General features: G+C 72.4%; 25 protein-coding genes. 8 read left to right on the forward strand and 17 right to left on the reverse strand.

Going from position 1 to position 26145, the window contains the following annotated elements:
• Positions 1 to 6 precede the first annotated feature (6 nt).
• A complete protein-coding gene (locus tag LX83_RS00600) occupies positions 7 to 732 on the forward strand; it encodes a DJ-1/PfpI family protein (RefSeq protein ID WP_253765767.1) in 726 nt (241 codons plus the stop codon).
• Positions 733 to 786: 54 nt separating this feature from the next.
• Here LX83_RS00600 and LX83_RS00605 read toward each other — a convergent pair whose 3' ends face one another.
• Positions 787 to 1245 carry a MarR family winged helix-turn-helix transcriptional regulator gene (locus LX83_RS00605; RefSeq protein WP_253765769.1) on the reverse strand — a complete coding sequence of 153 codons (459 nt, stop codon included), beginning with the start codon at positions 1243 to 1245 and terminating at the stop codon, positions 787 to 789.
• A gap of 66 nt (positions 1246 to 1311) precedes the next feature.
• Positions 1312 to 1950: a GNAT family N-acetyltransferase gene (locus LX83_RS00610; protein ID WP_253765771.1), complete on the reverse strand. Its 639-nt coding sequence runs from the start codon at positions 1948 to 1950 to the stop codon at positions 1312 to 1314.
• Between the two features lie 109 nt (positions 1951 to 2059).
• On the opposite strand from LX83_RS00610, the gene LX83_RS00615 reads away from it, so the two are divergent.
• Positions 2060 to 2926 (forward strand): TetR/AcrR family transcriptional regulator, encoded by an 867-nt coding sequence (locus tag LX83_RS00615; protein WP_253765773.1) that lies wholly within the window; start codon positions 2060 to 2062, stop codon positions 2924 to 2926.
• Positions 2927 to 2956: 30 nt separating this feature from the next.
• On the opposite strand, the gene LX83_RS00620 is transcribed toward LX83_RS00615, so the two are convergent.
• The 4 genes from LX83_RS00620 to LX83_RS00635 are packed head-to-tail and all read right to left on the reverse strand — an operon-like array spanning position 2957 to position 6966.
• A complete protein-coding gene (locus LX83_RS00620) occupies positions 2957 to 3805 on the reverse strand; it encodes an ABC transporter ATP-binding protein (protein ID WP_407649451.1) in 849 nt (282 codons plus the stop codon).
• Positions 3802 to 4863 (reverse strand): FecCD family ABC transporter permease, encoded by a 1062-nt coding sequence (locus LX83_RS00625; protein ID WP_253765775.1) that lies wholly within the window; start codon positions 4861 to 4863, stop codon positions 3802 to 3804. The genes LX83_RS00620 and LX83_RS00625 overlap by 4 nt, the downstream gene beginning before the upstream one ends.
• The gene (locus LX83_RS00630) at positions 4860 to 5888 is read right to left on the reverse strand and encodes a FecCD family ABC transporter permease (protein ID WP_253765777.1); all 1029 of its coding nucleotides are present in this window, start codon (positions 5886 to 5888) and stop codon (positions 4860 to 4862) included. Before LX83_RS00630 ends, LX83_RS00625 begins: the two co-directional genes overlap by 4 nt.
• A 22-nt stretch (positions 5889 to 5910) precedes the next feature.
• On the reverse strand, positions 5911 to 6966 hold the full coding sequence (locus LX83_RS00635) for an iron-siderophore ABC transporter substrate-binding protein (RefSeq protein ID WP_253765779.1): 1056 nt from the start codon (positions 6964 to 6966) through the stop codon (positions 5911 to 5913).
• A 302-nt stretch (positions 6967 to 7268) separates the two neighbouring features.
• Between LX83_RS00635 and trpM the strand changes: the two genes are divergently transcribed.
• The 5 genes from trpM to hemC all read left to right on the forward strand — a co-directional run bounded on the left by trpM (position 7269) and on the right by hemC (position 12910).
• On the forward strand, positions 7269 to 7568 hold the full coding sequence (gene trpM, locus LX83_RS00640) for a tryptophan biosynthesis modulator TrpM (RefSeq protein WP_253765781.1): 300 nt from the start codon (positions 7269 to 7271) through the stop codon (positions 7566 to 7568).
• Between the two features lie 127 nt (positions 7569 to 7695).
• Positions 7696 to 8958, forward strand: coding sequence for a tryptophan synthase subunit beta (trpB, locus tag LX83_RS00645; protein WP_253765783.1), 1263 nt, complete (start codon positions 7696 to 7698; stop codon positions 8956 to 8958).
• Entirely contained in the window at positions 8955 to 9815 is an 861-nt protein-coding gene (gene trpA, locus LX83_RS00650) for a tryptophan synthase subunit alpha (protein WP_407649452.1), read from the forward strand. The genes trpB and trpA overlap by 4 nt, the downstream gene beginning before the upstream one ends.
• A 146-nt stretch (positions 9816 to 9961) precedes the next feature.
• The gene (locus LX83_RS00655; protein ID WP_253765785.1) at positions 9962 to 11662 is read left to right on the forward strand and encodes a RecQ family ATP-dependent DNA helicase; all 1701 of its coding nucleotides are present in this window, start codon (positions 9962 to 9964) and stop codon (positions 11660 to 11662) included.
• Positions 11663 to 11914: 252 nt separating this feature from the next.
• Positions 11915 to 12910 carry a hydroxymethylbilane synthase gene (gene hemC, locus LX83_RS00660; protein WP_253765787.1) on the forward strand — a complete coding sequence of 332 codons (996 nt, stop codon included), beginning with the start codon at positions 11915 to 11917 and terminating at the stop codon, positions 12908 to 12910.
• A gap of 205 nt (positions 12911 to 13115) precedes the next feature.
• On the opposite strand, the gene LX83_RS00665 is transcribed toward hemC, so the two are convergent.
• The 10 genes from LX83_RS00665 to LX83_RS00710 form a co-directional block, all read right to left on the reverse strand.
• A complete protein-coding gene (locus LX83_RS00665) occupies positions 13116 to 13493 on the reverse strand; it encodes a hypothetical protein (RefSeq protein ID WP_253766937.1) in 378 nt (125 codons plus the stop codon).
• 71 nt (positions 13494 to 13564) lie between these two features.
• Entirely contained in the window at positions 13565 to 13741 is a 177-nt protein-coding gene (locus LX83_RS00670; RefSeq protein ID WP_253765789.1) for a hypothetical protein, read from the reverse strand.
• Between the two features lie 200 nt (positions 13742 to 13941).
• Positions 13942 to 15207, reverse strand: coding sequence for an acyltransferase domain-containing protein (locus tag LX83_RS00675; protein WP_253765791.1), 1266 nt, complete (start codon positions 15205 to 15207; stop codon positions 13942 to 13944).
• A gap of 27 nt (positions 15208 to 15234) precedes the next feature.
• Entirely contained in the window at positions 15235 to 16851 is a 1617-nt protein-coding gene (locus LX83_RS00680) for a (2,3-dihydroxybenzoyl)adenylate synthase (protein ID WP_308203884.1), read from the reverse strand.
• A gap of 3 nt (positions 16852 to 16854) precedes the next feature.
• The gene (locus LX83_RS00685; protein WP_253765792.1) at positions 16855 to 17112 is read right to left on the reverse strand and encodes an acyl carrier protein; all 258 of its coding nucleotides are present in this window, start codon (positions 17110 to 17112) and stop codon (positions 16855 to 16857) included.
• A gap of 118 nt (positions 17113 to 17230) precedes the next feature.
• Entirely contained in the window at positions 17231 to 18178 is a 948-nt protein-coding gene (locus LX83_RS00690; RefSeq protein WP_253765794.1) for a beta-ketoacyl synthase N-terminal-like domain-containing protein, read from the reverse strand.
• Complete coding sequence (locus tag LX83_RS00695; protein ID WP_253765796.1) at positions 18175 to 19302, reverse strand: beta-ketoacyl-[acyl-carrier-protein] synthase family protein; 1128 nt, start codon at positions 19300 to 19302, stop codon at positions 18175 to 18177. The genes LX83_RS00690 and LX83_RS00695 overlap by 4 nt, the downstream gene beginning before the upstream one ends.
• A 109-nt stretch (positions 19303 to 19411) precedes the next feature.
• Positions 19412 to 20473, reverse strand: a complete 1062-nt coding sequence (locus LX83_RS00700; protein WP_253765798.1) for an LLM class flavin-dependent oxidoreductase — start codon at positions 20471 to 20473, stop codon at positions 19412 to 19414.
• A gap of 42 nt (positions 20474 to 20515) precedes the next feature.
• Positions 20516 to 20698: a tautomerase family protein gene (locus LX83_RS00705; RefSeq protein ID WP_253765800.1), complete on the reverse strand. Its 183-nt coding sequence runs from the start codon at positions 20696 to 20698 to the stop codon at positions 20516 to 20518.
• Between the two features lie 102 nt (positions 20699 to 20800).
• On the reverse strand, positions 20801 to 22066 hold the full coding sequence (locus LX83_RS00710) for a DegT/DnrJ/EryC1/StrS family aminotransferase (RefSeq protein WP_301327396.1): 1266 nt from the start codon (positions 22064 to 22066) through the stop codon (positions 20801 to 20803).
• 405 nt (positions 22067 to 22471) lie between these two features.
• On the opposite strand from LX83_RS00710, the gene LX83_RS00715 reads away from it, so the two are divergent.
• Positions 22472 to 23311, forward strand: coding sequence for an ABC transporter substrate-binding protein (locus LX83_RS00715; protein ID WP_253765804.1), 840 nt, complete (start codon positions 22472 to 22474; stop codon positions 23309 to 23311).
• 14 nt (positions 23312 to 23325) lie between these two features.
• Here the strand turns inward: LX83_RS00715 and LX83_RS00720 are convergent, their stop codons facing one another.
• A complete protein-coding gene (locus LX83_RS00720; RefSeq protein ID WP_253765806.1) occupies positions 23326 to 25854 on the reverse strand; it encodes an SAM-dependent methyltransferase in 2529 nt (842 codons plus the stop codon).
• Positions 25855 to 26145 lie beyond the last annotated feature (291 nt).

Below are 26145 nucleotides of genomic sequence, written 5' to 3' on the forward strand. Positions count from 1 at the left end.
CCGGCCATGAGCGAGACCGCGCAACCGATCGCACGTCCACTGGAGATCGCCATCGTCATCACTCCGGGCTTCATGCCGATCGACGTCATCGGCTTCCAGACCTGCTTCGGGATGCTGCGGCGCGAGGTCAACATCCACTTCGTCTGGAAGGACCTGAACGAGGTCATCGGGATGCCGTACTTCCCGACCCGCGCCACGACCACCTTCGAGCAGTGCCCGCGGAACCTGGACATCCTGTACGCGGGCGCCGTTCCCGCGAAGTACCTGGAGGACGAGCAGACCCTCGCGTTCCTGAGCGACCGGGGCAGCCGCGCCGGCTGGATCGCCGCGAGCTGCGCCGGGGCGCTGCTGATGGGTGCGGCCGGGCTGCTGCGCGGATACCGCGCCACCACGAACTTCCACTCCCTCGACCAGTTGGCCTACTACGGCGCCCTGCGCACCCGGGGCAACGTCGTGGAGGACCGCAACCGGATCACCGCCGGCCCGGCCACCGGCTCCACCGAGATCGGCCTGCGCCTGCTCCAGGTGTTCTGCGGCGACGAGGTCGCCAAGCTCACGGAGCTGAACCTGGAGTACGCGCCGACCCCGTTGTTCGGGGTGGGCACACCGGAGCTGGCCGGTCCGGAGCTGACCCGGCGGGCGCTCACCCAGGCGGCGCCCCTGCTGCGGGAGTACGACGAGGTCGGCCGGCGGGCCGCGGCCCGGCTCGGCATCGAGGTGCCCGCGAACTGAACGGGTGCGCCGCCCTGGTCGCCCCCGGGTCGCGGCACGGGCCGGGCGGTCGGGTCAGCGCTTCGCCCGGCGGACGGCGAGTTCACCCAGCAGGTGGCGCAGGCGCGCGCCGTCCGCCTCGGGGAGCACGGCCAGCAGGTCCGCCTCGATCCGGCCCAGGACCTGTCGGCCCTGGCGGAGCAGGGACCTGCCCGCGTCGGTGAGTTCGAGCCGCGCGGTGTTGCCCCGGCCGCCCGGTGAGGTGCGCACCACCGCGCCGGTGTCCTCCAACCGCCGGAACGTGGCCTGCATGCTCTGCGCGGTGACACCCGCCCGCCTGCCCAGCTCGCTGTAGGACAGTCCTGGTTGGTGCGCCAGGTGGCCCAGTGCCGACAGCAGGCGCATCGACAGCCCGCACTCGGCCAGCGCGGCGTCGATGTCCGCCCGCACGGCACGCCCGAGCACGGCGAGCAGCAGCGCCGCGTTCGGGGCGGGCAGCCCGGGCCTGCCCTCGCTGTCGTCCACGGGGCGCATCCTGCCACGATCTGGCCGGCGGACAGGTCACGGGGGACGGCGGACGGCGGCCAGGACGCGACCGGCTCACGTCGCCCCGGCACCGGGTTCCCGCCACATCGGCAGCAGCCGGGGGCCCGCGTCGGGCAGCACGACGGGTGCGCCGTGCGACCGAAAACCGTGCCTGGCGTAGAGCGCCGCACTGCGCGCCGTGCTCGCCTCCAAATAGGACGGTTGCGCCTCGGCGTCCGCCCTGGCGAGGCGGTGTCGCAGCATCGCACCGCCCACCCCGCGACCCCGCCCGTCGGGCAGCACGGCCATCGCGGACAGGTACAGGTGCGGGGTGTCGGGGTGCCGGTCGGCCACCAGCGTCATCACGGTGACCGCGCGCCGCAGCCCGAGATCGGGTTCGCGCGCGGCCAGCTCCGCGAGTTCCGCGGCCTCCCGCCGGACCCGTTCCGCCGACGGCAGCACCAGCCACACCGACAGGCCCACGACGGTGCCGTCCCGGCGCTGGGCGAGCAGCACCTCGTCGTCGTGCAGCGCGGCCGTCAGCGAGGCCCGGTACAACGAGGTGACCCGCTCCTGGTCGGCGGCGGTGGTCGGCATGGCCCACGTCACGACCGCCTCGTCCGCGAACGCGGCGCGGTGGGCCAGCAGCACCCGGTCCAGATCAGCCGGACCAGCCGGTCGGATCACCACGTCCTCGTCCAGCCGTACGGCCATCACCACGTCCTTTCGCCGAACTACCCGTTGTCGTCGCCATTCTTGGGCTGGCGCAACGCCGGTACGAGTACTTTCGTCACACAACCTCGTGTGACGAAAAGAGATCGGGATGCGGTGTGTGCAGTGCGGCGGCGAACTCGTGCCCGCCACCCGCGGCCGGCCCCGGCGCTACTGCGGCCGGGCCTGCCAGGCGCGGGCGTACCGGGCCCGCAGGGACGGGACCACGCGTTCCCCCGGGGCCGCGCGGGCCAGGCGGACGGCGCCGCCCGCCGAACTGGACCGCGCGGGCATCGTGCGGGCCGCGATCCGGCTGGCCGACGCCGAGGGGCTCGACGCCGTGTCCATGCGGGCCCTGGCCGTGCGCAACGGTGTCGCCGCGACGACCCTGTACCGCCAGGTGTCCGGAAAGGACGAACTGGTCGCCGCGATGGTGGACGCGGTGGTGGCGGAGTACCAGCCACCCGATCCGGTGCCGTCCGGCTGGCGGGCGCACCTGGAACACCACGCCCGCCAGGAGTGGGCGCTGTACCAGCGGCACCCGTGGGTGTTGCGGGTGCTCGCCACGACACGCCCACCGCTGGGCCGTTCCGTGCTCGCGACCGTGGACCGGTCGGTGACCGTCCTCATCGGACACGGCGTGGACGCCGGCACCGGTTTGCTGGTGTACCTGCTGATCAGTGGCTACGTGCAGGGCATGGCCCTGCTGACCGCCGCGGAGGCGGAGGCGGTGCGGGACAACGAGGTCAGCTACGCGAGGTGGTGGTCGGCGCGGCACGGTGAGCTGGCCGGCGCGATCGGCTCGGGCCGGTACCCGTGGCTGACCGCGCTGGCCGCGCCGTCTCCCCCGATCGACGCCGCCGACCCGGCCGCGCTGGACGCCTGCTTCAGCTTCGGGCTGCGGCGGGTGCTCGACGGGGTGGCCGTCCTGCTGGCCGAACACCCCAGCAGCCCGGCCACCCCGCCACCCGCGCGCTAGACCGCCGTCGAACGCGTTGGCCGCCGCCCGTCAGCCGGGCACGCCGTGGCCGGCGCGGTGCGGCTCGACGCCGTCGCCCTGCGGCAGCGGGATGACCATCGGGGTGCCCAGGTGCGGGTCCGGCACCACGTCACAGGTCAGGCCGAACACCGAGGAGACGCGCTCGGCGCTGAGCACCTGCGCTGGCTGGCCCTCCGCCACCACACGGCCCCCCGCCATCATCACCAGGTGGGTGGCGTAGCGCGCGGCCTGGTTCAGGTCGTGCAGCACCGCGACGACGGTGCGCCCCTCGCGGTGCAGGGCGGCGCACAGCTCCAGCAGCTCGTACTGGTGCGCGATGTCCAGGAAGGTCGTGGGCTCGTCGAGCAGGACGATGTCGGTGTCCTGCGCGAGCACCATGGCGAACCAGGCCCGCTGGCGCTGACCGCCGGACAGCTCGCCCACCTGGCTGCCGGCCAGCTCGGTCAGGTTGGTGCGCTCCAGCGCCTGGGCCACCGCGTGGTCGTCGGCCGGGCTCCACTGCCGCAGCAGCGAGGTGTGCGGGTACCGCCCCCGGCTCACCAGGCCCCGCACGGTGATGCGCTCGGGAGCCACCGGGCTCTGCGGCAGCAGCGCCAGCCGGCGGGCCACCGACTTGCCCCGGTACCCGTGCAGGTCGCGCCCGTGCAGGGTGATCGTGCCGGCCTGGGGCCGCACCACCCGGGCGAAGGCCTTGAGCAGGGTGGACTTCCCGCACCCGTTGGGCCCGATGATCACGGTCAGCTCGCCGCGCGGGATTTCCAGGCTCAGCCCCGCCACGACCGGGGTGCCGCCGTAGCCGAGGTCGACCTCGCTGGCCCGCAGACACCAGTCGTCGTCATGCCTGTCCTCGCCGGTCACAACACGCCCTTCCGCCACTCACGGGTCAGCAGGTATCCGAGGTAGAGGCCACCGATCAGCATGGTGTAGATGCCGACCGGCAACTCGTCGCCGACGGGCAGCTGCTGGGCGACCAGGTCGGCGAGCACCAGCAGCAGCGCGCCGGTCAGCGCCGAGAGCACCAGGTTCGCCCCGGGCGAGGCCGACAACCGCTTGGCGATGTTGGGCGCGGTGAGCGCGATGAACGCGATCGGCCCGGCAACGCTCACCGCCGCCGAGGACAGCAGCACCGAGAGCACGATCGCCCAGGTGCGCGCGGACTTCGGGTTCGCGCCGAGGCCGTCGGCCAGCTCGTCGCCCATCTCGGTCACCCCGATGCGCGGCGAGAGCGCCAGCGCGAACGGGGTGAGCAGGACCAGCGCGAGCCAGATCGTGAGCGCGTGGTCCCAGGAGCGCGCGGACAGGCTGCCGTTGATGTAGGCGGAAAGCACGCTGGCCTTGTCCCGGACCGCCACGTACACGACGTACTGGGTGAACGCCATCGCCATGGCAGCCACCCCGACACCGGCGATGATCAGCCGGCCCGGCTGGCGGAACCCGCTGCCCGTGGCGAGGTAGACGATCGCGATCGCGACCGCGCCGCCGAGCACCGCACCCACCGGCACCGGGATCACCCCCGGCCACAGCAGTCCGACGACGGCCGCCCCGGAGCTGGCGCCGTAGCCGAGGCCGATCACGTCCGGGCTGCCCAGGGGGTTGCGCGAGACGGACTGGAACAGCGCCCCGGCCAGCCCCAGCGCCAGCCCGGTGCCGACCGCCACGGTCAGCCGGGGCCCCCGCAGCCGCTCCAGGACGAACGCCTCCTTGCCGCTGGCCCCGCCGAACAGCGCGGTCGGCAGTTCGGCCAGCGGAATGCCCAGCCGGCCGAGGGTGAGCGTGGCCACCGCCGCGGCGACGAGCACGAGCAGGGTCGCGCCCGCCACCACGACCGAGCGCGGCTGGACGGGAATGCTCAGCCGACCGCCCAGCCCGATGGTGCGCGGCCGGCCCCGGCCGGCCCCGACCTCGCCGGCGCTCATCCGTCACCTCGCATCGTGCGCACCGCGTACAGCAGGAACGGCACCCCGATGAACGCCGACACCACCCCGACCATCAACTCCTGCGGCCGGATCAGCACCCGCCCCACCGCGTCCGCGGCCAGCAGCATGCTGGGGCCGAACAGCAGCGCGAACGGGATCTGCACCCGGAAGTCGGCGCCGACGAGCGCCCGCACGATGTGCGGGACGGCGAGCCCGACGAACGCGACCGGGCCGACCGCCGCGGTCGCCGCCGCGCTCAACAGGATCGCCGCCACCAGCCCACCCGCCCGGACCAGCGGTGCGTTCACCCCGACGGCGGTCGCGGTCTCCTCACCGAGCGCGAGCACGTTGAGCGCCGGGGCGAGGACCACCGCGAGCACCACGCCGACCAGGGTGAACGGCAACACCGCCAGCAGGGTCGCGAAACTGCTGCCGGCGAGCGAACCCACCACCCAGTGCCGGTAGCTGTCGAACACCTTGGGCAGGCTCAGCGTGATCGCCTGGATGTAGGCGCTGAGCACGGCCGAGACGACCGCACCGGCCAGCACCAGGCGCACCATGCCGGACCGGGCGCCGGCCACGCCGATCACGTGCACCACCAGGCCGGCCACCACCGCACCGGGCAGCGCCCACCACACCGTGCCGGTGCCGCCGTGGAACCCGAGGAACGCGGTGGCGGTGACGATCGCGGCTGCGGCGCCCATGTTGATCCCGAGCAGACCGGGTTCGGCCAGCGGGTTGCGGGTCACCGCCTGCATCAGCAGCCCCGCCGCGGCCAGGCCCGCCCCCACGAGCACGCCCAGCGCGGTGCGCGCGTACCGGCTGCGCACGACCTCGGTCAGGTACGGGTCGGCCACGCCGGTGAGCACGTGCCACACGTCGGTCGCGCTGGTCGCCTTGCTCCCGGCCATCAGGCTCGCCGCCACCGCGGCGACCAGCAGCACCAGGCCGATGCCCAGGGCCAGGGCCCGGCGCGACCAGCTGGCGCCGCCCGGCGCCGCGCGCCGGGGCTCGGCCGTCGTCACGGAGTTCACCTCGGCGAACGCCCTACTTCTTGTCGAGCAGCGCGAGCTTCTCGTCGATCTGCGGCAGGTAGCGGTCGATCACCCAGGGCACGGTCAGCGGGTTGATCATCGAGGAGGCGGTCACGAACGGGTTGTCGTCGCTGGCCACGACCGCGCCCTTGGCGACCGCGGGAATGGCCGCGTACAGCGGCTGGGCCTCGATCTCCCGGCGGGTCTGCGCGTCGGTGTAGAAGGTGAAGATCAGCTCGCTGTTGCGCAGTTCCTCGGCCTTCTCCAGGCCGATCAGCGCGGAGTCGGTGCCCTCGGTCTCCGGGAAGGTCTCCACCACCGGGTCGACCTTGAGCCCCAGCTTCGCGACCATGGCCACGCGCTGTTCGGTGGGCAGGAAGACGCCGAGGGTGCCCGGCCCGTTGGTGTAGATGTAGGAGAAGGTGTGCTGCGGGTAGTTCGGCCGGGACGCAGCCGCGTCGGCGAACCGCTGGTTGATCTGGTCGATCAGGCCCTGGGCCTGGCTCGGCTTGCCCAGCGCCCTGCCGATGATCTTGATCTGCTCGTCCCAGTCGGTGCTCCACGCCTTGCCCGGGTAGGCGACCGTCGGCGCGATGCCGCTCAGCACGTCGTACTGCTCCTGGGTGATGCCCGACCACGGCGCCAGGATCACGTCGGGGTCCAGTTCGAGGATCGCCTCGACGTCGAGCGTGTCCCCACCGGCGAACTGCTTGGGCAGCTCGGCGCCCGCCTTGGTCACCGCCTCGTGGATCCACGGCAGGTAGCCGGTCGAGTCACTGCCCCACTCGTACTTCTCGATGCCCACCGGGATCTGCCCCAACGCGATCGCGGTCTCGGCGGAGCCCTGCCCCAGCGTGACCACGCGCTGCGGCGCCGCCGGGATGGTCGCGGTGCCCAGCGCGCTCTCCACCGTGACGGGGAAGACCCCGTCGGCGGCGGCCGCACTGGGCGCGCTGCTGGTGCTCCCGCCGTCCGACTGCTCCGCCGCGCATCCGGTGATTCCCAGGGCGACCAGGGCGACCACCGCGCCGAGGACCCGACGGCGGCCGTAGTGCAGGGCTGACTTCATCACGTTCGACTTTCGTTGTTGTCAGGCCGACCACGCGGGAGTCAGGTGTGGTGACCGGCCTTGGGAGCACGAGGGCCGTTCGGCCAGCTCTCCAGGGATGTCCACGAAGAGCCAGCTCAGCGGCACGAAGGGCAGCCTAACCTGAGTTGCACGATCTTCAAAGACCCGACCGAGGACAGTGGTGCGCCGCACGATCGTCGACGACCACCGGTCGCCGACGACCGGCCCGGCGACAGACCCGGTGGCAGCCGGTTCGTCGGGTAAGGTGCGAGGCGGTAGGACGTGACCAGGGAGTGGATGGCGTGCGCGGGAACTCACCGGGCCCGGTGGCCAGGCGGGATGTGACGGTCGTGTCACTTCCCGGCTTCGCCGCGACCACCCGGCCGGTCCCCTGCTCCGCCGGGGACGCGCCCTGGTCGGCGAGCGGCCCCGGCCTCGCCGGCTGGCCGACCCACGCCCCCTACAACCGGCTCGCCTCGGGCTGCCGCCCACCGGGCTGCCGCGCTCCCGCCCGCCGGGTGCGTGGCCGCCGCGTCCGCTACGTGATCGGCGACGAGCCCGGCCAGGTCAACGGCATGCGATGGCACGGCCCGCGCCGCTGACGCACCCTGCCTGCCCCGGGACTCCCGTCACCGGGCGCTGACGGGCGGCGGTGCGGCACGCGGCTGTCCGCGACCACCAGTCAGCCCGACTCCGGGGCCGTGCCGTGCCCCGGTCAGGAGCCATCACATGCCAGGTGAGTTCTTCTTCCCCGACACCGAGGGGCAGCTTCCCGACACCGGGGGCTACTTCGGCGCCTTCGGTGGCAAGTTCATCCCCGAAGCACTGGTCGCCGCCGTGGACGAGGTGGCGGTCGAGTACGAGAAGGCCAAGGGCGACCCCGCCTTCGCCGCCGAACTGGACAACCTCCTCCAGCACTACGCCGGCCGCCCCAGCGCGCTGACCGAGGTGCCCCGCTTCGCCGAGCACGCGGGTGGGGCCCGGATCTTCCTCAAGCGCGAGGACCTGAACCACACCGGCTCGCACAAGATCAACAACGTGCTGGGCCAGGCACTGCTCATCCGCCGGATGGGCAAGACCCGGGTCATCGCCGAGACCGGCGCCGGCCAGCACGGCGTCGCCACCGCGACCGCCTGCGCCCTGCTCGGCCTGGACTGCACCATCTACATGGGCGAGGTCGACACCGAGCGGCAGGCGCTGAACGTCGCGCGGATGCGGCTGCTCGGCGCCGAGGTCGTCACCGTGCGCTCCGGCAGCCGCACCCTCAAGGACGCCATCAACGAGGCGTTCCGGGACTGGGTGGCCACCGTCGACCACACCCACTACCTCTTCGGCACGGTGGCCGGCCCGCACCCGTTCCCCGCGATGGTCCGCGACCTGCACCGGGTCATCGGTGTCGAGGCCAGGCGCCAGCTCCTAGACCGCGCCGGCCGGCTGCCCGACGCGGCGGTGGCCTGCGTCGGCGGCGGGTCCAACGCCATCGGCCTGTTCCACGCCTTCATCCCCGACACCGGGGTGCGCCTGATCGGCTGCGAGCCCGCGGGCCTGGGCGTGGAGACCGGCGAGCACGCGGCCACGCTGACCGCCGGTGACCCCGGCATCCTGCACGGTTCCCGGTCCTACCTGCTGCACGACGAGGAGGGCCAGGTCGTCGAGCCGTACTCGATCTCGGCGGGGCTGGACTACCCGGGCGTGGGGCCGGAACACGCCCACCTCAAGGACAGCGGTCGCGCCGAGTACCGCGCCGTCACCGACGAGGCCGCCATGCGCGCCATGCTCCTGCTCTCGCGCACCGAGGGCATCATCCCCGCCATCGAGAGCGCCCACGCGCTCGCCGGGGCCATCGAGGTGGGCCGGGAACTGGGTTCGGCCGGGCTGATCGTGGTCAGCCTGTCCGGCCGAGGTGACAAGGACATGGGCACCGCCGCCACCTACTTCCGCCTCAACGAGGCCGACACCGTGGGCACCGAGCCCGAGGGAGCGTCCCAGTGACCAGCACCAGCCAGCCGCCCACCGGCAACCTCGCCCTGCTCGACAGCACCCTCGCCAGGGCGAAGGCCGAGCACCGCGCGGCCCTCATCACCTACCTCCCGGCCGGGTTCCCCACCGTCGACGCGGGCATCGACGCCATCACCGCCGCACTGGCCGCCGGCGCGGACATCATCGAGGTCGGGCTGCCGCACAGCGACCCGGTGCTCGACGGCCCGGTCATCCAGACCGCGGACACCATCGCCCTGCGCGGCGGCGTGAAGATCGCCGACGTGCTGCGCACCGTTCGCGCGGCCCACCAGGCCTCCGGCGCGCCCATCCTGGTGATGACCTACTGGAACCCGGTCGACCGCTACGGGGTCGAGCGGTTCGCCGCCGAACTCGCCGCGGCCGGCGGGGCCGGCTGCGTCCTGCCCGACCTCCCGGTGGAGGAGTCCGCGGCCTGGCGCGAGCAGGCCGAGAAGCACGGCCTCGCCACGGTCTTCGTGGTCGCGCCCAGCAGCACTGACGAGCGGCTGGCCAGCATCACCGCGCACGGCTCCGGCTTCGTCTACGCCGCGTCGCTGATGGGCGTCACCGGCACCCGCGCCGTGGCCAGCACCGCGGCCCGCACGCTCGTCGAGCGCGTCCGCGCCACCACCGACCTGCCGGTCTGCGTCGGTCTCGGGGTCTCCGACGCCGACCAGGCCGCCGAGGTCGCGGGCTTCGCCGACGGCGTCATCGTCGGCACCGCCCTGGTCAGGTGCCTGCTCGACGCCCCCGACCAGGCCGCGGGCGTGCAGGCGGTGCGGGAGCTGACCGCCGACCTGGCCGACGGCGTGCGCCGTTCCGACACCCCGGTGCCGCAGCCGACCAGCTGACCGGCTGATCGCCCGACGGGAGCGAGGTCGGCGCGGCGACTGCCCGCGTCGGCCTCGTCCACCCGTGCTGGCCAGCGCCGACCGGTTGTCCGGTGTGGACGGGGCCGGGGAGTTTCCCGGGTGGACCCGCTGGGCAACCGCGAGGTGTGCCAGCCAGCCCCGGGGACGACCGCACCGACGCCACCCACCCGGACCGCTCGACCGCCGAGCGGCTGCGGCGGGCCGCCCAGGAGGTCTTCGGCTGGGAGCTGCGGCCCGAGCAGCTCACCGCCATGACCCGGCTCGCCGCCGGGCGGGACGTGCTCGTGGTGATGCCCACCGGCGCCGGCAAGTCCGCCATCTACCAGGTGCCCACCCTGCTGCTGGCCGGGCCGACCGTGGTGGTGTCCCCGCTGCTGGCGTTGCAGCGCGACCAGGTCGAGCACCTGGACACCGCGCGGGCGCCGGACGCGGTCGCGGTGAACTCGGCCCAGCGGGCGCGGGAGGGCCGGCGGGCCTGGCGGGAGGTCCGCGAGGGCGAGGCCGAGTACGTCTTCCTCTCCCCGGAACAACTGGCCAAGCACGAGGTCATCGAGCGGCTCGCCGGCATCGGCCCCGGCCTGTTCGTGGTGGACGAGGCACACTGCGTGTCCGCGTGGGGTCACGACTTCCGCCCCGACTACCTGCGGCTGCGGCACGCCGTCGAGGAACTGGGCCACCCGCCGGTGCTGGCGCTGACCGCCACGGCGGCCGCGCCGGTGCGCCAGGACATCATCGACCACCTGGGCATGCGCGACCCGCTGTGCGTGGTCACCGGGTTCGACCGGCCCAACCTGCGGCTGGCCGTGCGGCACGCCGGCACCGACGACGACAAGCGCGCGGCCGTGCTCGACTGGGTGGCCAACGCCGCCGCGCCGGGCCTGGTGTACGCGGCCACCCGCCGGGACACCGAGCGGTACCAGGCCGAACTGGCCGCCCGGGGCGTGTCGGCGGCGGCCTTCCACGCGGGCATGCGGGTGGCCGACCGGCGGGCCGTGCACGAGCGGTTCCTGGCCGACGAGGTGGCCGTGGTGGTGGCCACCTCGGCGTTCGGCATGGGCATCGACAAACCCAACGTGCGGTTCGTGGCGCACGCCTCGGTGCCGGACTCGCTGGACTCCTACTACCAGGAGATCGGCCGGGCCGGCCGGGACGGCGAACCCGCCGACACGGTGTTGTTCTACCGGCCGCAAGACCTCGGCCTGCAACGGTTTCTCACCGCGCGCCGACTCGACCGGGACGCCATCCACCGCCTGGCCACCGCCCTGCGGGAGGCGACCGAGCCGATCCGCCCCGCCCAGCTGGCCGAACGGGTGGGCCTGTCCCGCCACAAAACCACCAACCTGGTCAACCTGCTGGAGCAGGCCGGCGCGGCGCGCACCGGCGAAGCCGGCCAGGTGTCCTATCAGGACAGTTCAGTCAGTCCTGGCCAGGCCATGACACGCGTGGTCGAGGTCGCCGAGACGCTGCGCCGGTTGAACCGCTCCCGCATCGAGATGATGCGCGGCTACGCCGAAACCCGGTCCTGCCGCCGCCAGTTCCTGCTCGGCTACTTCGGCGAGGAACTCGACCAGCCCTGCGGCAACTGCGACACCTGCACCAGCGGCAGCGCCACCGAGCACACCTCGGCCACGACCGACGACAACACCGACTTCACCCCGGAAACCCGGGTGCGGCACCGCCAGTGGGGTCCGGGCGTGGTCATGCACCGCGAAGCCGACCGCGTCACCGTCCTGTTCGAACAGGTCGGCTACAAAACCCTGGCCCTGAACGACATCCACGACCACCACCTGCTCACCCCGCAACCCGAACCCACGCCGCCCGGATGATCCCCGGGGTTCGGAACCCCGATCGCATCGCGCACAACTCACCCATCCCGGTCACATTCATCAGCTACGAGCGAAAGTTCCGCACCGACCCGCGTGACGCGCCACCGCTCCTGACGTGCGCTTCCTGCCCGGGGACGGGCTCTGCGCCTGGTCCGATGTTGCCCCGCCCCTGACACATCTGGACATCCACCCAGGACGAGACTGCCGGCGACCACCCGCCAACCCAACGGATCGTTGAAGGGGAAACCACCCGTGACCACCGCAACCAGCGTCGTGGACGACCTCATGGAGCGTTTCGAGGACACGCCACTGCGCATCGGAACCCGCACCACCCCACTCGCCACGGCGCAGACCCAGCGGGTGATCGCCGCGATCGAGCGCCTCGCCCCGGGGATCGCGATCGAGCCCGTGGGCATCGAGACCTCCGCCGACCTGTGGACCGGCGACCTCTCGCAGCTCGGCGGCAAGGGCAACTTCACCAAGGAGATCGACCGGGCACTGGTCTCGGGGCGCGTCGACATCGCCGTGCACTCCATGAAGGACGTGCCCGGAGACGTGCCGCTGCCCACGGGCACCGAGTTCGGCGCGTACCTGGCCCGCGGTGACGTGCACGACGTGGTGATCACCCGAGACGGTCGAGCCCTGGCCGAGTTGCCCGCCGGCTCGAAGGTCGGCACCAGCGCGGTGCGCCGGCGCGCGCAACTGTCGCTGTACCGCCCGGACCTGATCACCGAGCGGGTGCGGGGTGGCATCGACACCCGGATCAAGAAGTTGGACGCCGGCGAGTACGACGCCATCTTGCTGGCCCGCACCGGTTTGGAGCGGATCGGCTTGGACCACCGGATCACCGAGGTGTTGCCGACCACGTGGGCGGACGGCAGCACGGTGGCGGTGGTGCCGGCGGTCGGCGCGGCCGTGATCGGCGTGCAGGCGCGCACCGCTGACGAGCCGGTGATGCGGCTGTTGGCGGAGATCAACGACGACACCACGGCCCGGCACATCACGGCCGAACGAACGATGCTGCACATGCTGCGCGGGCACTGCAACTCGCCGATCGCCGGGCACGCCCACACCACCCCGGACGGGCAACTGTCGCTGTTCGGGATGGTGTTCAACCGGGACGGCAGCAAGTGGGTGCGCTCGCACGGGTGGGGGCCGACGGACGACCCGGCCAGCCTCGGCGCGTGGGTCGCCGATGACCTGCTCCGCCAGGGTGCCCGCCGGCTCATCATGGCCACCAAGCGGTGAGGACGGCCCCGGGGCACCCGGCGACCGCCGCCGGCCTGATCGTGGAACAAGGCTGAGACCAACGAGCCCCGCGCCTCCCGTGCAGGTGGGCGCGGGGGGACTGCTCGCGTCAGGGGCTGGGCCGGCTGGGCGTGTCGCCGGTGAGGCCGGCCGCGTGTCCTATTAGGACAGATCAGTGTTCAGCGGAGACGGTGGCGCGTGGGCCTCACAGCGCGGCCAGGGCCAGCACACCGGCGACGGCCAGGGCGGCGACCTTCAGGACCTCGGCGGCGATGTAGCCGAAGTGGGCCCGGGACCGGGGTGGTGTCTCGCCCGCGAGCACCCGGTCGGAGCGGCGGTTGAGCACGGGCCGGATCGCGACGAGTTGCAGCACCAGCAGGACGACCGCGGCCACGACCGCCACCAGCACCGGGCCGGGCACGCCGCCCACCAGCGACGCGACCACGACGACCAGTGCGAGCACCACCTCGACCGCGTTGAGGGCCCGGAACACGATCCGGCCGATGCCCAGTCCAATGCGGACGGTCACGTCCGGGGCGCGGAACTTCAGCGGCGCCTCCAGGAACGAGATCGCCAGCACCATGCCCAACCACAGGAAACCAACACCGGCGACCACCGCTGTTCCGGCCACGTCACACCCACCTCCCGGTCTGCCTACTCCGCGGGCACCGCCGCGCCGCACCGCCCGCACACCGCGGGCGGCTCGTCCTCGACGAACAGCCCGCACTCCGGGCACACGCGCGACAGCCAGCACACCGGGTCGCCGCCCTGGGCGTCGGCTGGTGCGGCGGCTGCGGTCTCGGGGTCGCGCTGGGGGTCGTTGTCCGACACCGGTTTGCCCACCTCTTCCCAACGCTGACCACTGTGGACACCAGGTGGGGTGAGCGAGGGCCGGCCCCACCGGTGCGAGCCCGAGCCGATTCTAGGTAAGCGGGTGCTCACCCGTGGGGTCGACGTGACGCACCGGACACGCGTGGTGCGTGGCGCTGGTCACCGCCGCTGGCCGCACCGCGGGGCCGCACCGCGGGGCCTCAGCGCGGGGCTCCGGCCACGGCGGTGCCCTGGACGAGCGGCCAGTTCAGCGGCGCACCGGCGCAGTGCAGGGCGCCGAGCTGGGTGCGGAACCGCAGCGCCGCATCACCGCCCCGGCGCACGGTGGAGAGCACCGTCGCCGACAGGCCGGCGTGCTCGGCGTTCTCCCGCAGCGCGTGGGTGAGCAGCGGGTGCGGCGACACCTCCACGAAGAGCCGGTGCCCGTCGGCCAGTGCCGCGTTCACCGCGCTGGCGAACCGGACCGGACGGCGCAGGTTGCTCGTCCAGTAACCGGCGTCCAGGGCGGGCTGCGCCCGGGGGTCGTCCAGCACGGTCGAGTAGAACCGGACCCGGGGCCGGGCCGGCCGGAGGGTGGCCAGCGCGGCGGCCAGTTCCGGCAGGATCGGCTCCACCTGGGGTGAGTGGGACGCCACCTCGACCTTGACCGTCCTGGCCATCAGCTCGCGCGCCTCCCAGGCGGCCACCAGCGCGCTGACCTGTCCCGGTTCCCCGGCGATCACCGTGGAGGTCGGTCCGGACAGGGCGGCGATCGACACGCCGCCGTGGCCGTGCTCGGCGAGGTCGGCGCGGACCTCCTGCTCGGACAGCGCGACCATGGCCATGGCCCCGGCGCCGGCGATCCGCCGCATCAGCGCGGAGCGGCGGCAGATGGCCCTGGCGCCGTCGGCGTGGCTCAGCGCGCCGACGGCCACCGCCGCGGCGATCTCGCCCATGGAGTGGCCGATCACCGCGGCGGGTTCCGGACCGTAGGCGCGCCAGGTCGCGGCCAACGCCACCTGCATGGCGAACAGCGTCGGCTGCACCTGGGCGACGTCGGTGACCGCCGCCGGCCCGGACAGCACCTCCCGCAGGGAGAACCCGGCCTCGGCGGCCACGAGCGGTTCCAGCAGGTCGATCTGGTCGGCGAAGACCGGCTCGCTGGCGAGCAGGGCAGCGCCCATGCCCGCCCACTGCGAGCCGTGCCCGGAGAACACCCACACCGGTGCGGTGGACGGGCCCACCGCGCCAACCGCCGCGCCGGTGCCCGGCTGGTCCTCCGCGACGGACCGCAGCCGGGCCGCCAGCTGCCCGTGGTCCTCGGCCACCACCACGGCCCGGACCGGCAGGTGTTCGCGCGCGCTCAGCTCCGCGGCGAGCGCGGGCAGTGGCCGGGCCTGTTCGTCGACCTCGTCGGCCAACCTGGCCGCGACCGCGTGCAGTTCGGCGGTTGCCGTCGCGGAGATCGGAAACAGGAGGTTCGGCACGGGTGCTCCCCTTCCCACGCGGTGGTGTCAGCCCAGGTACTGGTGCTTGAGCGTCTTCTTGTCCACCTTGCCGACCGCGGTCAGCGGCATCGCGTCGACGACCAGCAGCCGGTCCGGCACCTTGTAGGCAGCCACGCCCCGGTCGCGGAAGAACACGGTGAGCGCCTTCGCGTCGGGTGCGTCGCCGGTGCAGGTCAGGAACGCCACCGAGCGCTCACCGAGCACCGGGTCGGGTTCGGCCACCAGTGCCGCCGAGACCACCCCGGGCAGGGCCAGCAGGTGGCCCTCGACCTCGGTGGCGTCGATCTTCTGGCCGCCGCGGTTGATCTGGTCCTTGGCCCGGCCGACCACGATGACGTGACCGGTCGGGGTCAGCCGCACCAAATCGCCGGTGCGGTAGAACCCGTCGGCGGTGAAGGCCCGCTGGTTGTGCTCGGCCGCGCGGTAGTAGCCACGCAGGGTGTACGGGCCGCGGGTGAGCAGTTCCCCGGTCTGGCCGAGCGGGACCTCCTGGTCCTGCGGGTCGACCACGCGCAGCTCGTCGTCGGGCGAGATCGGTACGCCCTGCGTGGTGTGCACCAGGTCGTCCGGGTCGTCGAGCCGGGTCAGGCACAGCAGGCCCTCGGCCATGCCGAACACCTGCTGCAGCCGGCAGTCGAGTTTCTTGGTGACCACCGCGGCCAGGTCGTCGGCCAGCCGGGCGCTGCCGACCTGGAGCACCCGCAGGCTGGACAGGTCGGCCTCGCCGCGTTCGGCCTCCGCCAGCCAGTGCGGCACCAGCGGCGGGTTGATCGCGGCGATGGTCACGCCTTCCCGCTCGATCAGCTCGAACGCGGTCTGCGGGCCCGGCGCGGGCGCGAGCACGACCTTGCCGCCGACCTGGAGCACGCCCAGCATCCCCGGGCAGCTCATGGTGTAGTTGAACGCGATGGGCAGCACGGCCAGGTACACCGACTCCTCGGTCAGCTCGCAGACCTCGGCCGCCCGCCGCGCGTTGTAGCTGTAGTCGTCGTGGGTGCGCGGCACCAGCTTCGGCATGCCGGTGGTGCCGCCGGAGAGCAGCAGCAGCGCGAGGTCGTCGGCGGCCGGTGGGTCCGCCGGGCCCGGCTCCGGGTCGGCGGCCATCAGCTCGGCCAGCGCGACGAACCCGGTGTGCTCACCCGGGTCGCCGGCCACGATCACGTGCCGCAGTCCGGTGTCCTGCTGGACCTGCGCGGCGAGTTCCCGGTAGTCGAAGTGGCCGTACTGGTCGGCGACGAGGTAGCCGGCCACGTCGGCGAGCCGCGCCAGGTGGGTGATCTCGCTGCGGCGGTGCGCGGGCATCGCGTGCACCGGCACCGCGCCCAGGCGCACCAGTGCGAACCACGACAGCACGAACTCCGCGCGGTTCGGCAGCTGCAGGATCACCCGGTCGCCGCGCCGGATGCCCAGCCGGGCCAGTCCGGTGCACAGCCGCTGCACGGCGACGTCCAGTTCGGCATAGGTCCACCTGCGGCCGCCGTCCACCAGCGCGGTGCGCCCGGCATAGCTGACCGCCCACCGCGCCAGCTGCTCGCCGAAGGTCAGGCCCTGCCAGTGTCCGGCTCCGCGATAGCGTTCGGCCAGCTCCGGCGGCCAGTTCACCCAGTCCTGCGCGACCACCACGGTTCAGCCCTTCTGTGCGGCCAGCACGAGTTCGTGCAGTTCGGTGAGCGAGCCGACCTCGTTGACCGCGGCGTCACTGACCCGGATGCCGAAGCGCTTGGTGATCCCGGCGGCGACCTCCAGCATCATCAGCGAGTCGGCACCCAGGTCCTGGGTGAAGTTCGCCTGGTCGGTCACGTCCGCGACGTCCACCTCGAGCACCCGGGCGACCAGTGCGCGCAGTTCCTCCCGGTCGGGCGTGCCCAGCGCGTTGTCCGGCATGTTGCTCGTCTCCCTTCTTCGTCGGTGAGCCCCGTTCATGGGCACGGTTCAGCGAGCCCCGCTCAGCGAGTCCCGGTCGGTGAGTTTCGGTCGGTGAGTTTCGGTCGGTGGGGCCCGGTCAGTGAGCACGCACTGGTGCGGGCCCGTGGAAGGCCATCGCGGCCACGGCGGCGTCCGGCAGCTGACAGGACACCGCGACCGCCACGCCCTCGGGGTCGTCGAGTCCGGCCGCGGCGGCGACGCACTGCAACACCCCCAGCGCACCGGACTGCCGGCCGGCCCAGCTGGCCAGGTCGAGCACGGGTCGGTCGGCCGCGAGAGCTGGTTCGGCCAGCAACTGGCCGGCCGCGGACTGCGCCGGCAGCACCGCGCGAAGCGCCGCGTCGGCACTGGTCGCGCGCTGGTAGGGCCCCAGCACCAGGCGTGCCCGCGCGCCGCGCCGCTCGGCGTGGTCGGCGGATTCCAGCACGACCGCTGCCGCGGCGTCCGGCCACGACCGCTCGTCGTTGTCCCGGTGCAGCCTGCGGACGTACTCGTTGTCCGGTTCCACCCCGGTGACCACGGCGGCGTCGGCCCGCCCGGTGGCGATGAGCGTGCGGGCCCAGTGCAGCGCGTCCAGGCCGCTGGTCGCGCCGTTGGACAGGGTCAGGTTCGGTGCCCGCAGCCCGTGTTCGATGGCCAGCCACCCGGCCGTGACATTGCTGGACGTGTTGGGCAGTTCGGTGGAGTTCAGCGCGAGCGCGGACTGCTCGTCGATGGTCGTCACGAACGAGCAGACACTGTCCAGGTTGCCGAGGTTGGTGCTGACCACGGTCGCCGTCCGGGTTGGCGTGCCCAGGAAGGCGCCCTCCGCCGACCGGAGCCCGGCGTCGTCCAGTGCCGCGTCCGCCGCCAGGGAGGCGAGCCTGGACGCCCTGTCCCGGTGCCGCATCCGCTTGCCCCGCAGGCCGGTGTCGGGATCGAACCCACCGGGGTGGCGCTGGTAGGGCGTGAGCAGATCGGCGGGGCCGCGCAGGCCGTCCACGGCGAGTCCGACGCCGGTCGCCACCACCTGTCGGCCGGTCACGGCGCGGCCTCCAGCACGGCGACGGCGTTGATCCCGCTCAGCCCGAACGCGTCGACCTGGGCGGTGCGCACCTCCGCGGGCCGGGCCTGGTCGCGCACCAGGTCCAGACCGTCCGCCTCCTCCATGGGATCGGTCAGCCCGTGGATCGGCGGCACCGTGCCGCGCCGCATCGACAGCACCGCCATGACCAGGCTCAGCAGACCGGAACCGCCGAGGGTGTGCCCGGTCATCGACTTGATCGCGGTCAGCATCGGCTTGGCACCGGCGAAGACCTCGTGCAGCATGCCCGCCTCGACCCGGTCGTTGAGCACGGTCCCGGTGCCGTGCAGCATCACCAGGTCGATGTCGCCGGGGTGGACACCGGCGCGGCTGTGCGCCTCGCGCACCACCCGGACAACGCTTTCCGCGTCGGGCACCGTGGGGTGCACCGCGTCGCAGTTCATACCGACGCCGCGCAGCCGCGCGTGGCTCGGGGTGCCGTGTCCGGCGCGCCGCAGCACCACCGCGACCGCGCCCTCCCCCATCATCATCCCGTGCCGCTGCCTGGCGAAGGACCGCACCTCGCTGGGGACCCCGCCCTGCACGCGGTCGAAGATGCCGAAGGTCGCCTCGGTCATCGAGTCGGTTCCGGCGACCACCACGGTATCGGCCATGTCGTTGTCGATCATGTCGGCCGCCAGCCCCAGCGTGTACAGCGACGCCGCGCACGCGTTGGCGAAGGTGAAGGTGTTGACGACGTCGAACCGCTCGCGCAGCGCGGTGCCGAAGTGGAGGTCGGCGAAGCCCACCGGGGCGTCACCGCGCCACCACAGTTCCACCGAACGCTGTTCCCGGTGGGTGGTACCGACCAGCACCGGGTACCGCGCGGCCGTGTCGAGCAGGCCGGCGTCGGTGAGCGCCTGCTCGACCGCGTGGAGCAGCCAGCGGGTCGCCCGCCTCGGCTCGTCGCGGCCGGGCTCGGTCCGGTCGTCGATCTCGTAGGCCAGGTGCGAGCGGTACTTGCTCTGGTCGAAGACCCGCAGCGGGGCCAACCCGCTGCGGCTGCGGCACAGCGCGTCATGGATCTCTTCCGGGCTGGTGCCGATCGCGGCGATCGCGCCGAGCCCGGTGATATCCAACGTCACAACGGTCCTCCCAAGCGGTTTCGCGGACGGCTGGCGGCGGACAACCCCGTGCGGCGGGGTGGTCCGCACAGCCGGGACGGCGGACGGCCCGTGGCCCGGTCGGCCGCGCTCAGGCGGTGAACCGAGGCGCGACCTCGGCGGCGAACAGCTCCAGTGCGCGCACGCTGTGCTCGTGCTCCAGGTAGCCCGGGTTCAGCTGGAGGCTCACCGTGAGGTCGGCACCGCAGTTCTCCCGAACCCACTCCAGTTGCTCGGTGACCTCGGCCGGTGTGCCCGCCAGCACCTTGTGGTCGGCCAGCGAGCGGGCGAAGTCGTACTTGCGGACCTTGTCGACCAGCTTCTCGTAGCCCTGGTAGGCCGACGAGGTGGTGGACGCCCACGAGGCGATCGCCCCGGCCATCTGGTCGATGTAGTTCTGCTCGAACACCGCACCGCGCTCCAGGGCGGTCGCCCGGTCGTCGGCCAGGTAGCAGGTGTACTTGACCTGGATGCGCCCGCCGCCGGCCGGGCTGCCCGCCGCGCGGTAGGCACCCCGGTAGGCGTCGAGCATCTCCAGCAGCGTCTCGTGGCTGACGATGGTCGGCACCACCTGGAGGTTGTGCCCGGCCGCTCCGGCGGCGGCGCAGGACTCCGGGCTCGACGCCGACGCGACGAAGATCGGGGGGTGGGGCTGCTGCAGTGGCCTCGGCAGCAGGGTGATCGGCCCGAAGCGGTGGAACTCCCCCTCGAACTTGACGTCCTCTTCGGACCACAGCCGCTGGCAGGCGAGCAGCCCCTCGTCGAACCGCCGCCGGCTCTCCTCCATGGGCACGCCGAACCACTCGAACTCGTCGGGCAGGAAGCCCCGCCCGAAGCCCACGTCCAGCCGACCGTCGGAGATGTGGTCGAGCATCGCCAGCCGGCCGGCCAGCTTGATCGGGTGGGCGAACGCGGGGATCACCGCGCCGGTGGTGATCCTGATTCGCTCGGTCCTGGCGGCCAGCGCGGTCAGCAGGATCACCGGGTCGGGGCTGTAGCCGCCGTAGGGCGACCCGTAGTGCTCCACCGTCTGCACGTGTTCGAAGCCGTGCCGGTCGGCCCGTTCAGCCAGGTCGATGACCTCTCGGTAGTAGTCACGCGCGGATTTGCGCTCCGGCGCGAAGACCGGGAAGAAGTTCAGTCCGAATTCCATCACCGCTCCTTGGCGAAGAGAACATCTCGGGTTCACCGGCCGTCAACTGGGACGCGGTGCCACACCTTTTCCGGCAACCCCCCAGCGATGGGCCGGCACCGGCTCCAGGACCACCCAGACCGATTCCCGGATCTCCTCACCGAAGGTGCGCACGACCGCGTCGGTGACGGCCGAGATCAGTTCCGGCTCGGTTTCCTCGGTGAGCCGGCTCTCCAGGATCTGCACAGTGACAAAGGGCATGGGAAAACCCACCGTTCTCGGTTGTTTCCGAATTTCGAGCGAATGCGCTGGGTGGTCAGCGCGCGGTCGGCGGGAGCGCGTCGGCAATCAACTGTGGCTCAACACCGCGCGGCGGCCGAACACCTCGTTGAGACTGCCCTGCAGGGCGGAGCAGAGAAGGGAGACCTGCGTATCGGTCAACGTGGGATAGCAAGGGATGTTCATATGTTCAGAGAACCACAGTCGTTCGGATTCCGGGCATTCCCCCGGTCCGTGCCCGCGCGACTGCCATTCGGGGGTCAGGTGCAGCGGGAAATAGCGGAGCTGAACCTCGACGCCGCGCCGGTCGAGCGCGGTGACCAGGGCGTGCCGCGCCTCGGCGCCGTCGCTGACGAAGAACGTGAACAGGTGGTAGGCGTGCTCGTTGCCCGGCGCGACCCTGGGCAGCCGGATCTGCGGGTACCCGCGGAGCACGTCGGTCAGCCGGGCCGCGATCTGCCGGCGCCGGCGCACCAGCCTGGGCAGCTTCCGCAACTGCACGGTGCCGGCGGCGCAGGCGACCTCGGACAGCGTGGCGTTGGTGCCGGCACCCATGATCGTGGTGTGCGACTCGTGGTAGATCGTGTCGGCGTACTTCATCCACGGCAGCGTGTCCGGCGGCGCGCCGAGCGCGGTGCTGGCCGGGCCCGGGGTCCGGTCCACCTCGTTGGAGCGGATCCGGTCCGCCCGCGCCGCCCAGTCGGACCGGTTGAGCGTGATCATCCCGCCCTCGCCGAGGGTGGTGATGTTCTTCGACGAGTGGAAGCTGAAGCAGCCGATGTCACCCAGGGAGCCGGGACGTCTGCCCTGGTAGCTGGCGCCGAGGGCGTGGGCGCAGTCCTCGATCACCACCGCGTCGTAGCGCGCGGCCAGCTCGCAGATCTCCTGCATCGCCGCGGGGTTGCCGCCGTAGTGCACCAGGATGACGGCCCTGGTCCGGGGCGTGAGCAGCGCGCGGAGCTGGACCGGGTCCAGGTTCAGCGTGGTGGGGTCGATGTCGCAGAACTTCACCACCGCCGGCGTGTCGAGCAGCGGTTGAATTGACGCCTGGAATGTCTGCGGGGTGACCACCACTTCGTCACCCGGTTTGAGGTCGAGCAATCGGATGGCGATTTCCAGCGCCACCGTTCCACTGGTCACCGAGATGGCGTACCGGGTACCGATGTGTTTGCGGAACTGCTGTTCGAACCGGTCTCTCCAGGGACCTGCACTCAACGCCAGGTCGTCGTAGATGACATCCTTCAGCACCGCCAGATCATCATCGTCGACCAGTGAACCTCGACGCGTCCCAGGGATTTGGTAGATGGTTTTCAGACTGCCGCTGTTGCTGTTCATGGAGGTACCCCAAAGTTTAATCGGGGATTACAGCATTCGGAGCATCACGCAACACCGCTGTATCGATGACCACTCATCTGAGCAAACTCGCCCAGGTCGGACAGCAGTCAACGTAACAGCAGACGTCTGGCTAGCGCAACACCCCGCGTTTACGGCAAAGTGGGACCCGCTTTGTTCACCCTGTCAGGACCGGTAGGCCACCACCTCCGCGCCAAGGAAGATCTGGAGTGCGCGATGACGCAGAAGAACGCAGTAGGGCACCAATTCTCCCGACGCCGCATGCTTGCTGTCGGAGTAGTCGGCTTGGGTGTCTTCGCACTCGGTGGCTGTGGTCGAAACGGCGTAACTCAACAGTTCGACGAGGCGGAGTTTTCCGTTACCGTTGAGGGGAAGTTCGGTAACACGGTGCTGTCCCACCGGCCGGAGCGCGTGGTGACGGTGGGCTACGGCGTGGACACCGACACCGCCGTGGCACTCGGCGTCGTGCCGGTCGCGGTACCCCGGGTCTCGTCGACACCGAGCGGGTTCCAGCCCTGGACCGAGGCCGCCTTCGGCGGCACCCGCCCCGAACAGTTCACAGTGGACGGTGGTGTGCCGTTCGAACGCATCGCCAGCTTCAACCCCGATCTCATCCTCGCCATCAACGACTACAAACTCGACGAGCACCACGCCACCCTCGCCGCGATCGCACCGCTGCTCTCCTACGCGACCGGTCCCAACCTCGACCGCTGGCAGGACACCACGCGCCGGGTGGGACACGCGCTCGGCCGGGACGACCAGGCCCAGCAGCGCATCACCGAGACCGAGCGCAAGATCAGCCAGGTGCGGGACGCCTCGCCCCTGCCAGGCAAGACCTTCACCGTCAGCTCCGTCTCGGAGAGTGGGCAGATCCACACCAAGAGCGATCCGAACGACGTGCTCGTGTCCTCGCTCGCGCAGTTCGGTCTCCAGCTCTCGCCTCGGGTGCTCGCCCTGCCCACGTCGGGCACCCTGGGCATCGCCACGGTCAGCCAGGAGAACCTCGACGTGATCGACGCCGACCTCACCCTGGTCAGCTACGGATCGGCAGTGCACCGCCAGGCGTTCGAGGCCACCGCCCTGTTCGGCGAGCTGAACTCGGTGCGGCGCGGTGGTTATGTCGCACTCGACAGCGTCGAAGCCCAGGCGCTGGCCTTTCCCTCGGTGCTGTCCATCAACCACACGGCCGACCACATCGTGCCCCGGCTGGCCGAGGCACTGCGATGAGTGGCGGGTCGTCCTCATCGTGCTGTCCTCGTGGCGCTGGCGTACCAGAAGGCGGGCGAGTGCGGCAGGCACGGGTCGAGGACGGCGGGGACCGGGCGGGCGAACTGGGTTGCCAGGTCGGCGGGATCGGCGACCTCGGCCGCCCAGCCGTAGCCCGCCAGCCAGTCCTCCGGGCCGCCGACCACCGAGCACAGCCCGAACCCGTTGTCCGCCAGCACCCGCACCCCCGCCGCGAAGTCGGGGTGGTGGAACACCTCGGGATAGGCGTGGTCGAGCACCAGGACGCTGTCCGGCGCCGCGAGGCCGGTGACGGTGCGCAGCAGCCGGTCGGCGTCGGTGGGCGGCAGGTACATCAGCAGCCCCTCGATCAACCAGCAACTGGGCATCCGGGTGCAGAAACCCTGGCGCAGCAACGCTTCCGAGAAGTCCTCGCGCAGGTCGACGGCAACCGGCACACGCCGCGCCCCACGCAGCGGCTCGCGCCCGGCCAGCACGGCGTCCTTGAACTCCAGCACCTGGGGCAGGTCCAGTTCGTAGACGACGCACCGGGGTGGCAGCAGCAGGCGCACCGCGCGGGTGTCCAACCCGGCGGCCACGATCACCACCTGGTTCATCCCCAGCAGGTCGGTGGCCCAGCGCACCCGATCGTCGACGTAGCGGGTGCGGAAGTCGATGTGCTCGCGCAGCAACGGGATCAGCTCCTGGAGGTGGTGCCCGTGGGCGAACCGTTCGCACCCGCTGGTGTTCAGCGACCGGGCCACCCGGTCGAACAGCAGGCCGGCGAACGGCCCACCGGTGGGCTGGTCGTCGGACAGCCGCACGGCGGAAAGCGGTGGCGCGCCCGAGGCGGTCAGGCCGGTGCGCTCGGTCCCGTCCACCCGGGTCCGCTCCAGCGCGGCCAGCGGTGTCGCCCGGGCAAGGCCCGGCACGGCGACCGCGACCTGTCGCCCCACCGGCGGCCGGGCGGCCCCCTTGGCGGCGCTGACCCGCACCACCTCACGGCCGCCCGGGTCGAGCAGCAGCAAGGCCACCTGGCCGGGCAGCGCGCCGGTGTGCCGGGAACTGGCGCCACCACCGCCGGCGGACCGGGTGAACGGCCGGTTCGGGCGCGGCATGGCGACGGCGGCCAGCCCGGCGGCCCCGGCCACGCAGCAGGCCGAGAGCAGGAAGGCGCCGGAGTAGCCGTGCGCGAGCGCGGCCGGACCGTCCGCCACGGCACCGGGATGCGCTCGTGCCCACCCCGCGGCCAGCGCACCCGAGACCGACGTGATCAACGCGAGCCCGACCGCACCGCTGGTCTGGCGAACGGTGTTGAGCACCGCCGCGGCCACCCCGCCGCGCTCGCCGCCCACCTCGCTCGTGGCGGACACGGTGAGCGGGGTGAACGCCGCCGCGGTGCCGAACCCGAACACCACCCCGGGCAGCGCCACCGACCACAGGTAGGAACTTCCGGTGTCGATCAGCACGGCCATCGCGGCCAGACCGAACGCGCCGAGCCCGCACCCGAACACCGCCGCCCGGCGCGGTCCGAACCGGACGGTCAGCGGGCCGGCCAGGCGGGCACCGGCGAACATCGCCAGCCCGGTCGGCAGGAAGCCGAGCCCGGCGGCCAGCGGCCCGGAGCCGTGCACGTACTGGAGCACGAAGGAGATCAGCACCGGGCAGGCGAAGAACCCGAGGCCCAGCAGGAACATCACCAGGTTGGCGCCGCGCACCGCGGGTGACCGGAACAGCGAGAGCGGCAGCAGCGGATCGGCCGACCACCGGGCCTGGTGCACCAGGAACAGGGCCAGCAGCAGCACACCGCCGACCAGGCCGGCCGGCACGGTCGGGTCGTGCCACCCGCCGGCCTCGGACTCCATCAGCGCGTAGACCACACCGAGCAGTCCGGCGGTGGCGAGCACCGCGCCGACAACGTCCAGGCTGGGGCGCGCCCGGGTGAGCGGCGCCGAGGTGAGCACGAGCGCGGCGCCGGCGAGCCCGACCAGGCCGACCGGCACGTTCACGAAGAGCACCCAGCGCCACCCGACGGCCTGGGTGAGCAGACCGCCGGCGACCGGGCCGGACGCCGCGCCGATCGCGCCCACCGCACTCCACGTGCTCAGCGCGTGCGCCCGTCTGGGGCCCTCCTCGAAGGTCGCGGTCAGCAGCGCCAGCGCGGCCGGGATCAGCAGCGCGCCCCCCAGGCCCTGGGCGGCGCGGGCGGCGAGCAGCACGGCCGGCGACCAGGCCAGCCCACCGCCCAGGCTGGCCGCGGTGAACAGCGCCAGCCCGGCCAGCAGGACCGCGCGTTGGCCGAACGCGTCCGCGCATCTGCCGCCCAGCAGCAGGAATCCGGCGAAGAGCAGCGTGTAGGCGTTCACCACCCACGGCAGTGTCGACGCCGCGAAGCCGAGTTCGGCGCCGATGCTGGGCAGTGCGACCGACACGATCGTCGCGTCGAGGATCACCACGAAGGAACTCAGGCTCGCCAGAGCCAGCACGAGCCGGTCGTGTTGCGGGGACAGGCGGGAGCGGGGAGCAGTCGAGGAAAAAGTGACCATGAACCTTCCTGTTCGCCTTACCACCGCTACCTTGCGCGCTCAACTCGGGTTGAGGTCAACTGCTCTGTTCGGGTGACGCCGATCTCACTCCGTGATGGCGCCGCCTGGCCGCCGCCGCGAGGCACCGGCGGTGCCCGGCCGGTCCGGCGGGCCGCCCACCCGCGTTTTCCGGATTCCGCGGTTCTCGCGGCCGGCACGGGTTTTTCGCACAGGCAAACGCGGTTCGACAGGGGAACCGCCAATCGGGTTGTCAGCCCGCGATGTGCGCATTTCGGTCAGGTGGGGCAACGC

It is taken from the genome of Goodfellowiella coeruleoviolacea, assembly GCF_024171785.1.
In the GTDB taxonomy this organism is placed as follows: domain Bacteria; phylum Actinomycetota; class Actinomycetes; order Mycobacteriales; family Pseudonocardiaceae; genus Goodfellowiella; species Goodfellowiella coeruleoviolacea.

Bases quoted from the DNA above. Each gene is read 5' to 3' on its own strand.
- LX83_RS00600 (WP_253765767.1), top strand. From the start codon at position 7: ATGAGCGAGACCGCGCAACCGATCGCACGTCCACTGGAGATCGCCATC.
- LX83_RS00605 (WP_253765769.1), bottom strand. From the start codon at position 1,245: ATGCGCCCCGTGGACGACAGCGAGGGCAGGCCCGGGCTGCCCGCCCCG.
- LX83_RS00610 (WP_253765771.1), bottom strand. From the start codon at position 1,950: ATGGCCGTACGGCTGGACGAGGACGTGGTGATCCGACCGGCTGGTCCG.
- LX83_RS00615 (WP_253765773.1), top strand. From the start codon at position 2,060: ATGCGGTGTGTGCAGTGCGGCGGCGAACTCGTGCCCGCCACCCGCGGC.
- LX83_RS00625 (WP_253765775.1), bottom strand. From the start codon at position 4,863: ATGAGCGCCGGCGAGGTCGGGGCCGGCCGGGGCCGGCCGCGCACCATC.
- LX83_RS00635 (WP_253765779.1), bottom strand. From the start codon at position 6,966: ATGAAGTCAGCCCTGCACTACGGCCGCCGTCGGGTCCTCGGCGCGGTG.
- trpB (WP_253765783.1), top strand. From the start codon at position 7,696: ATGCCAGGTGAGTTCTTCTTCCCCGACACCGAGGGGCAGCTTCCCGAC.
- LX83_RS00665 (WP_253766937.1), bottom strand. From the start codon at position 13,493: ATGGTGCTGGCGATCTCGTTCCTGGAGGCGCCGCTGAAGTTCCGCGCC.
- LX83_RS00685 (WP_253765792.1), bottom strand. From the start codon at position 17,112: ATGCCGGACAACGCGCTGGGCACGCCCGACCGGGAGGAACTGCGCGCA.
- LX83_RS00700 (WP_253765798.1), bottom strand. From the start codon at position 20,473: ATGGAATTCGGACTGAACTTCTTCCCGGTCTTCGCGCCGGAGCGCAAA.
- LX83_RS00710 (WP_301327396.1), bottom strand. From the start codon at position 22,066: ATGAACAGCAACAGCGGCAGTCTGAAAACCATCTACCAAATCCCTGGG.
- LX83_RS00720 (WP_253765806.1), bottom strand. From the start codon at position 25,854: ATGGTCACTTTTTCCTCGACTGCTCCCCGCTCCCGCCTGTCCCCGCAA.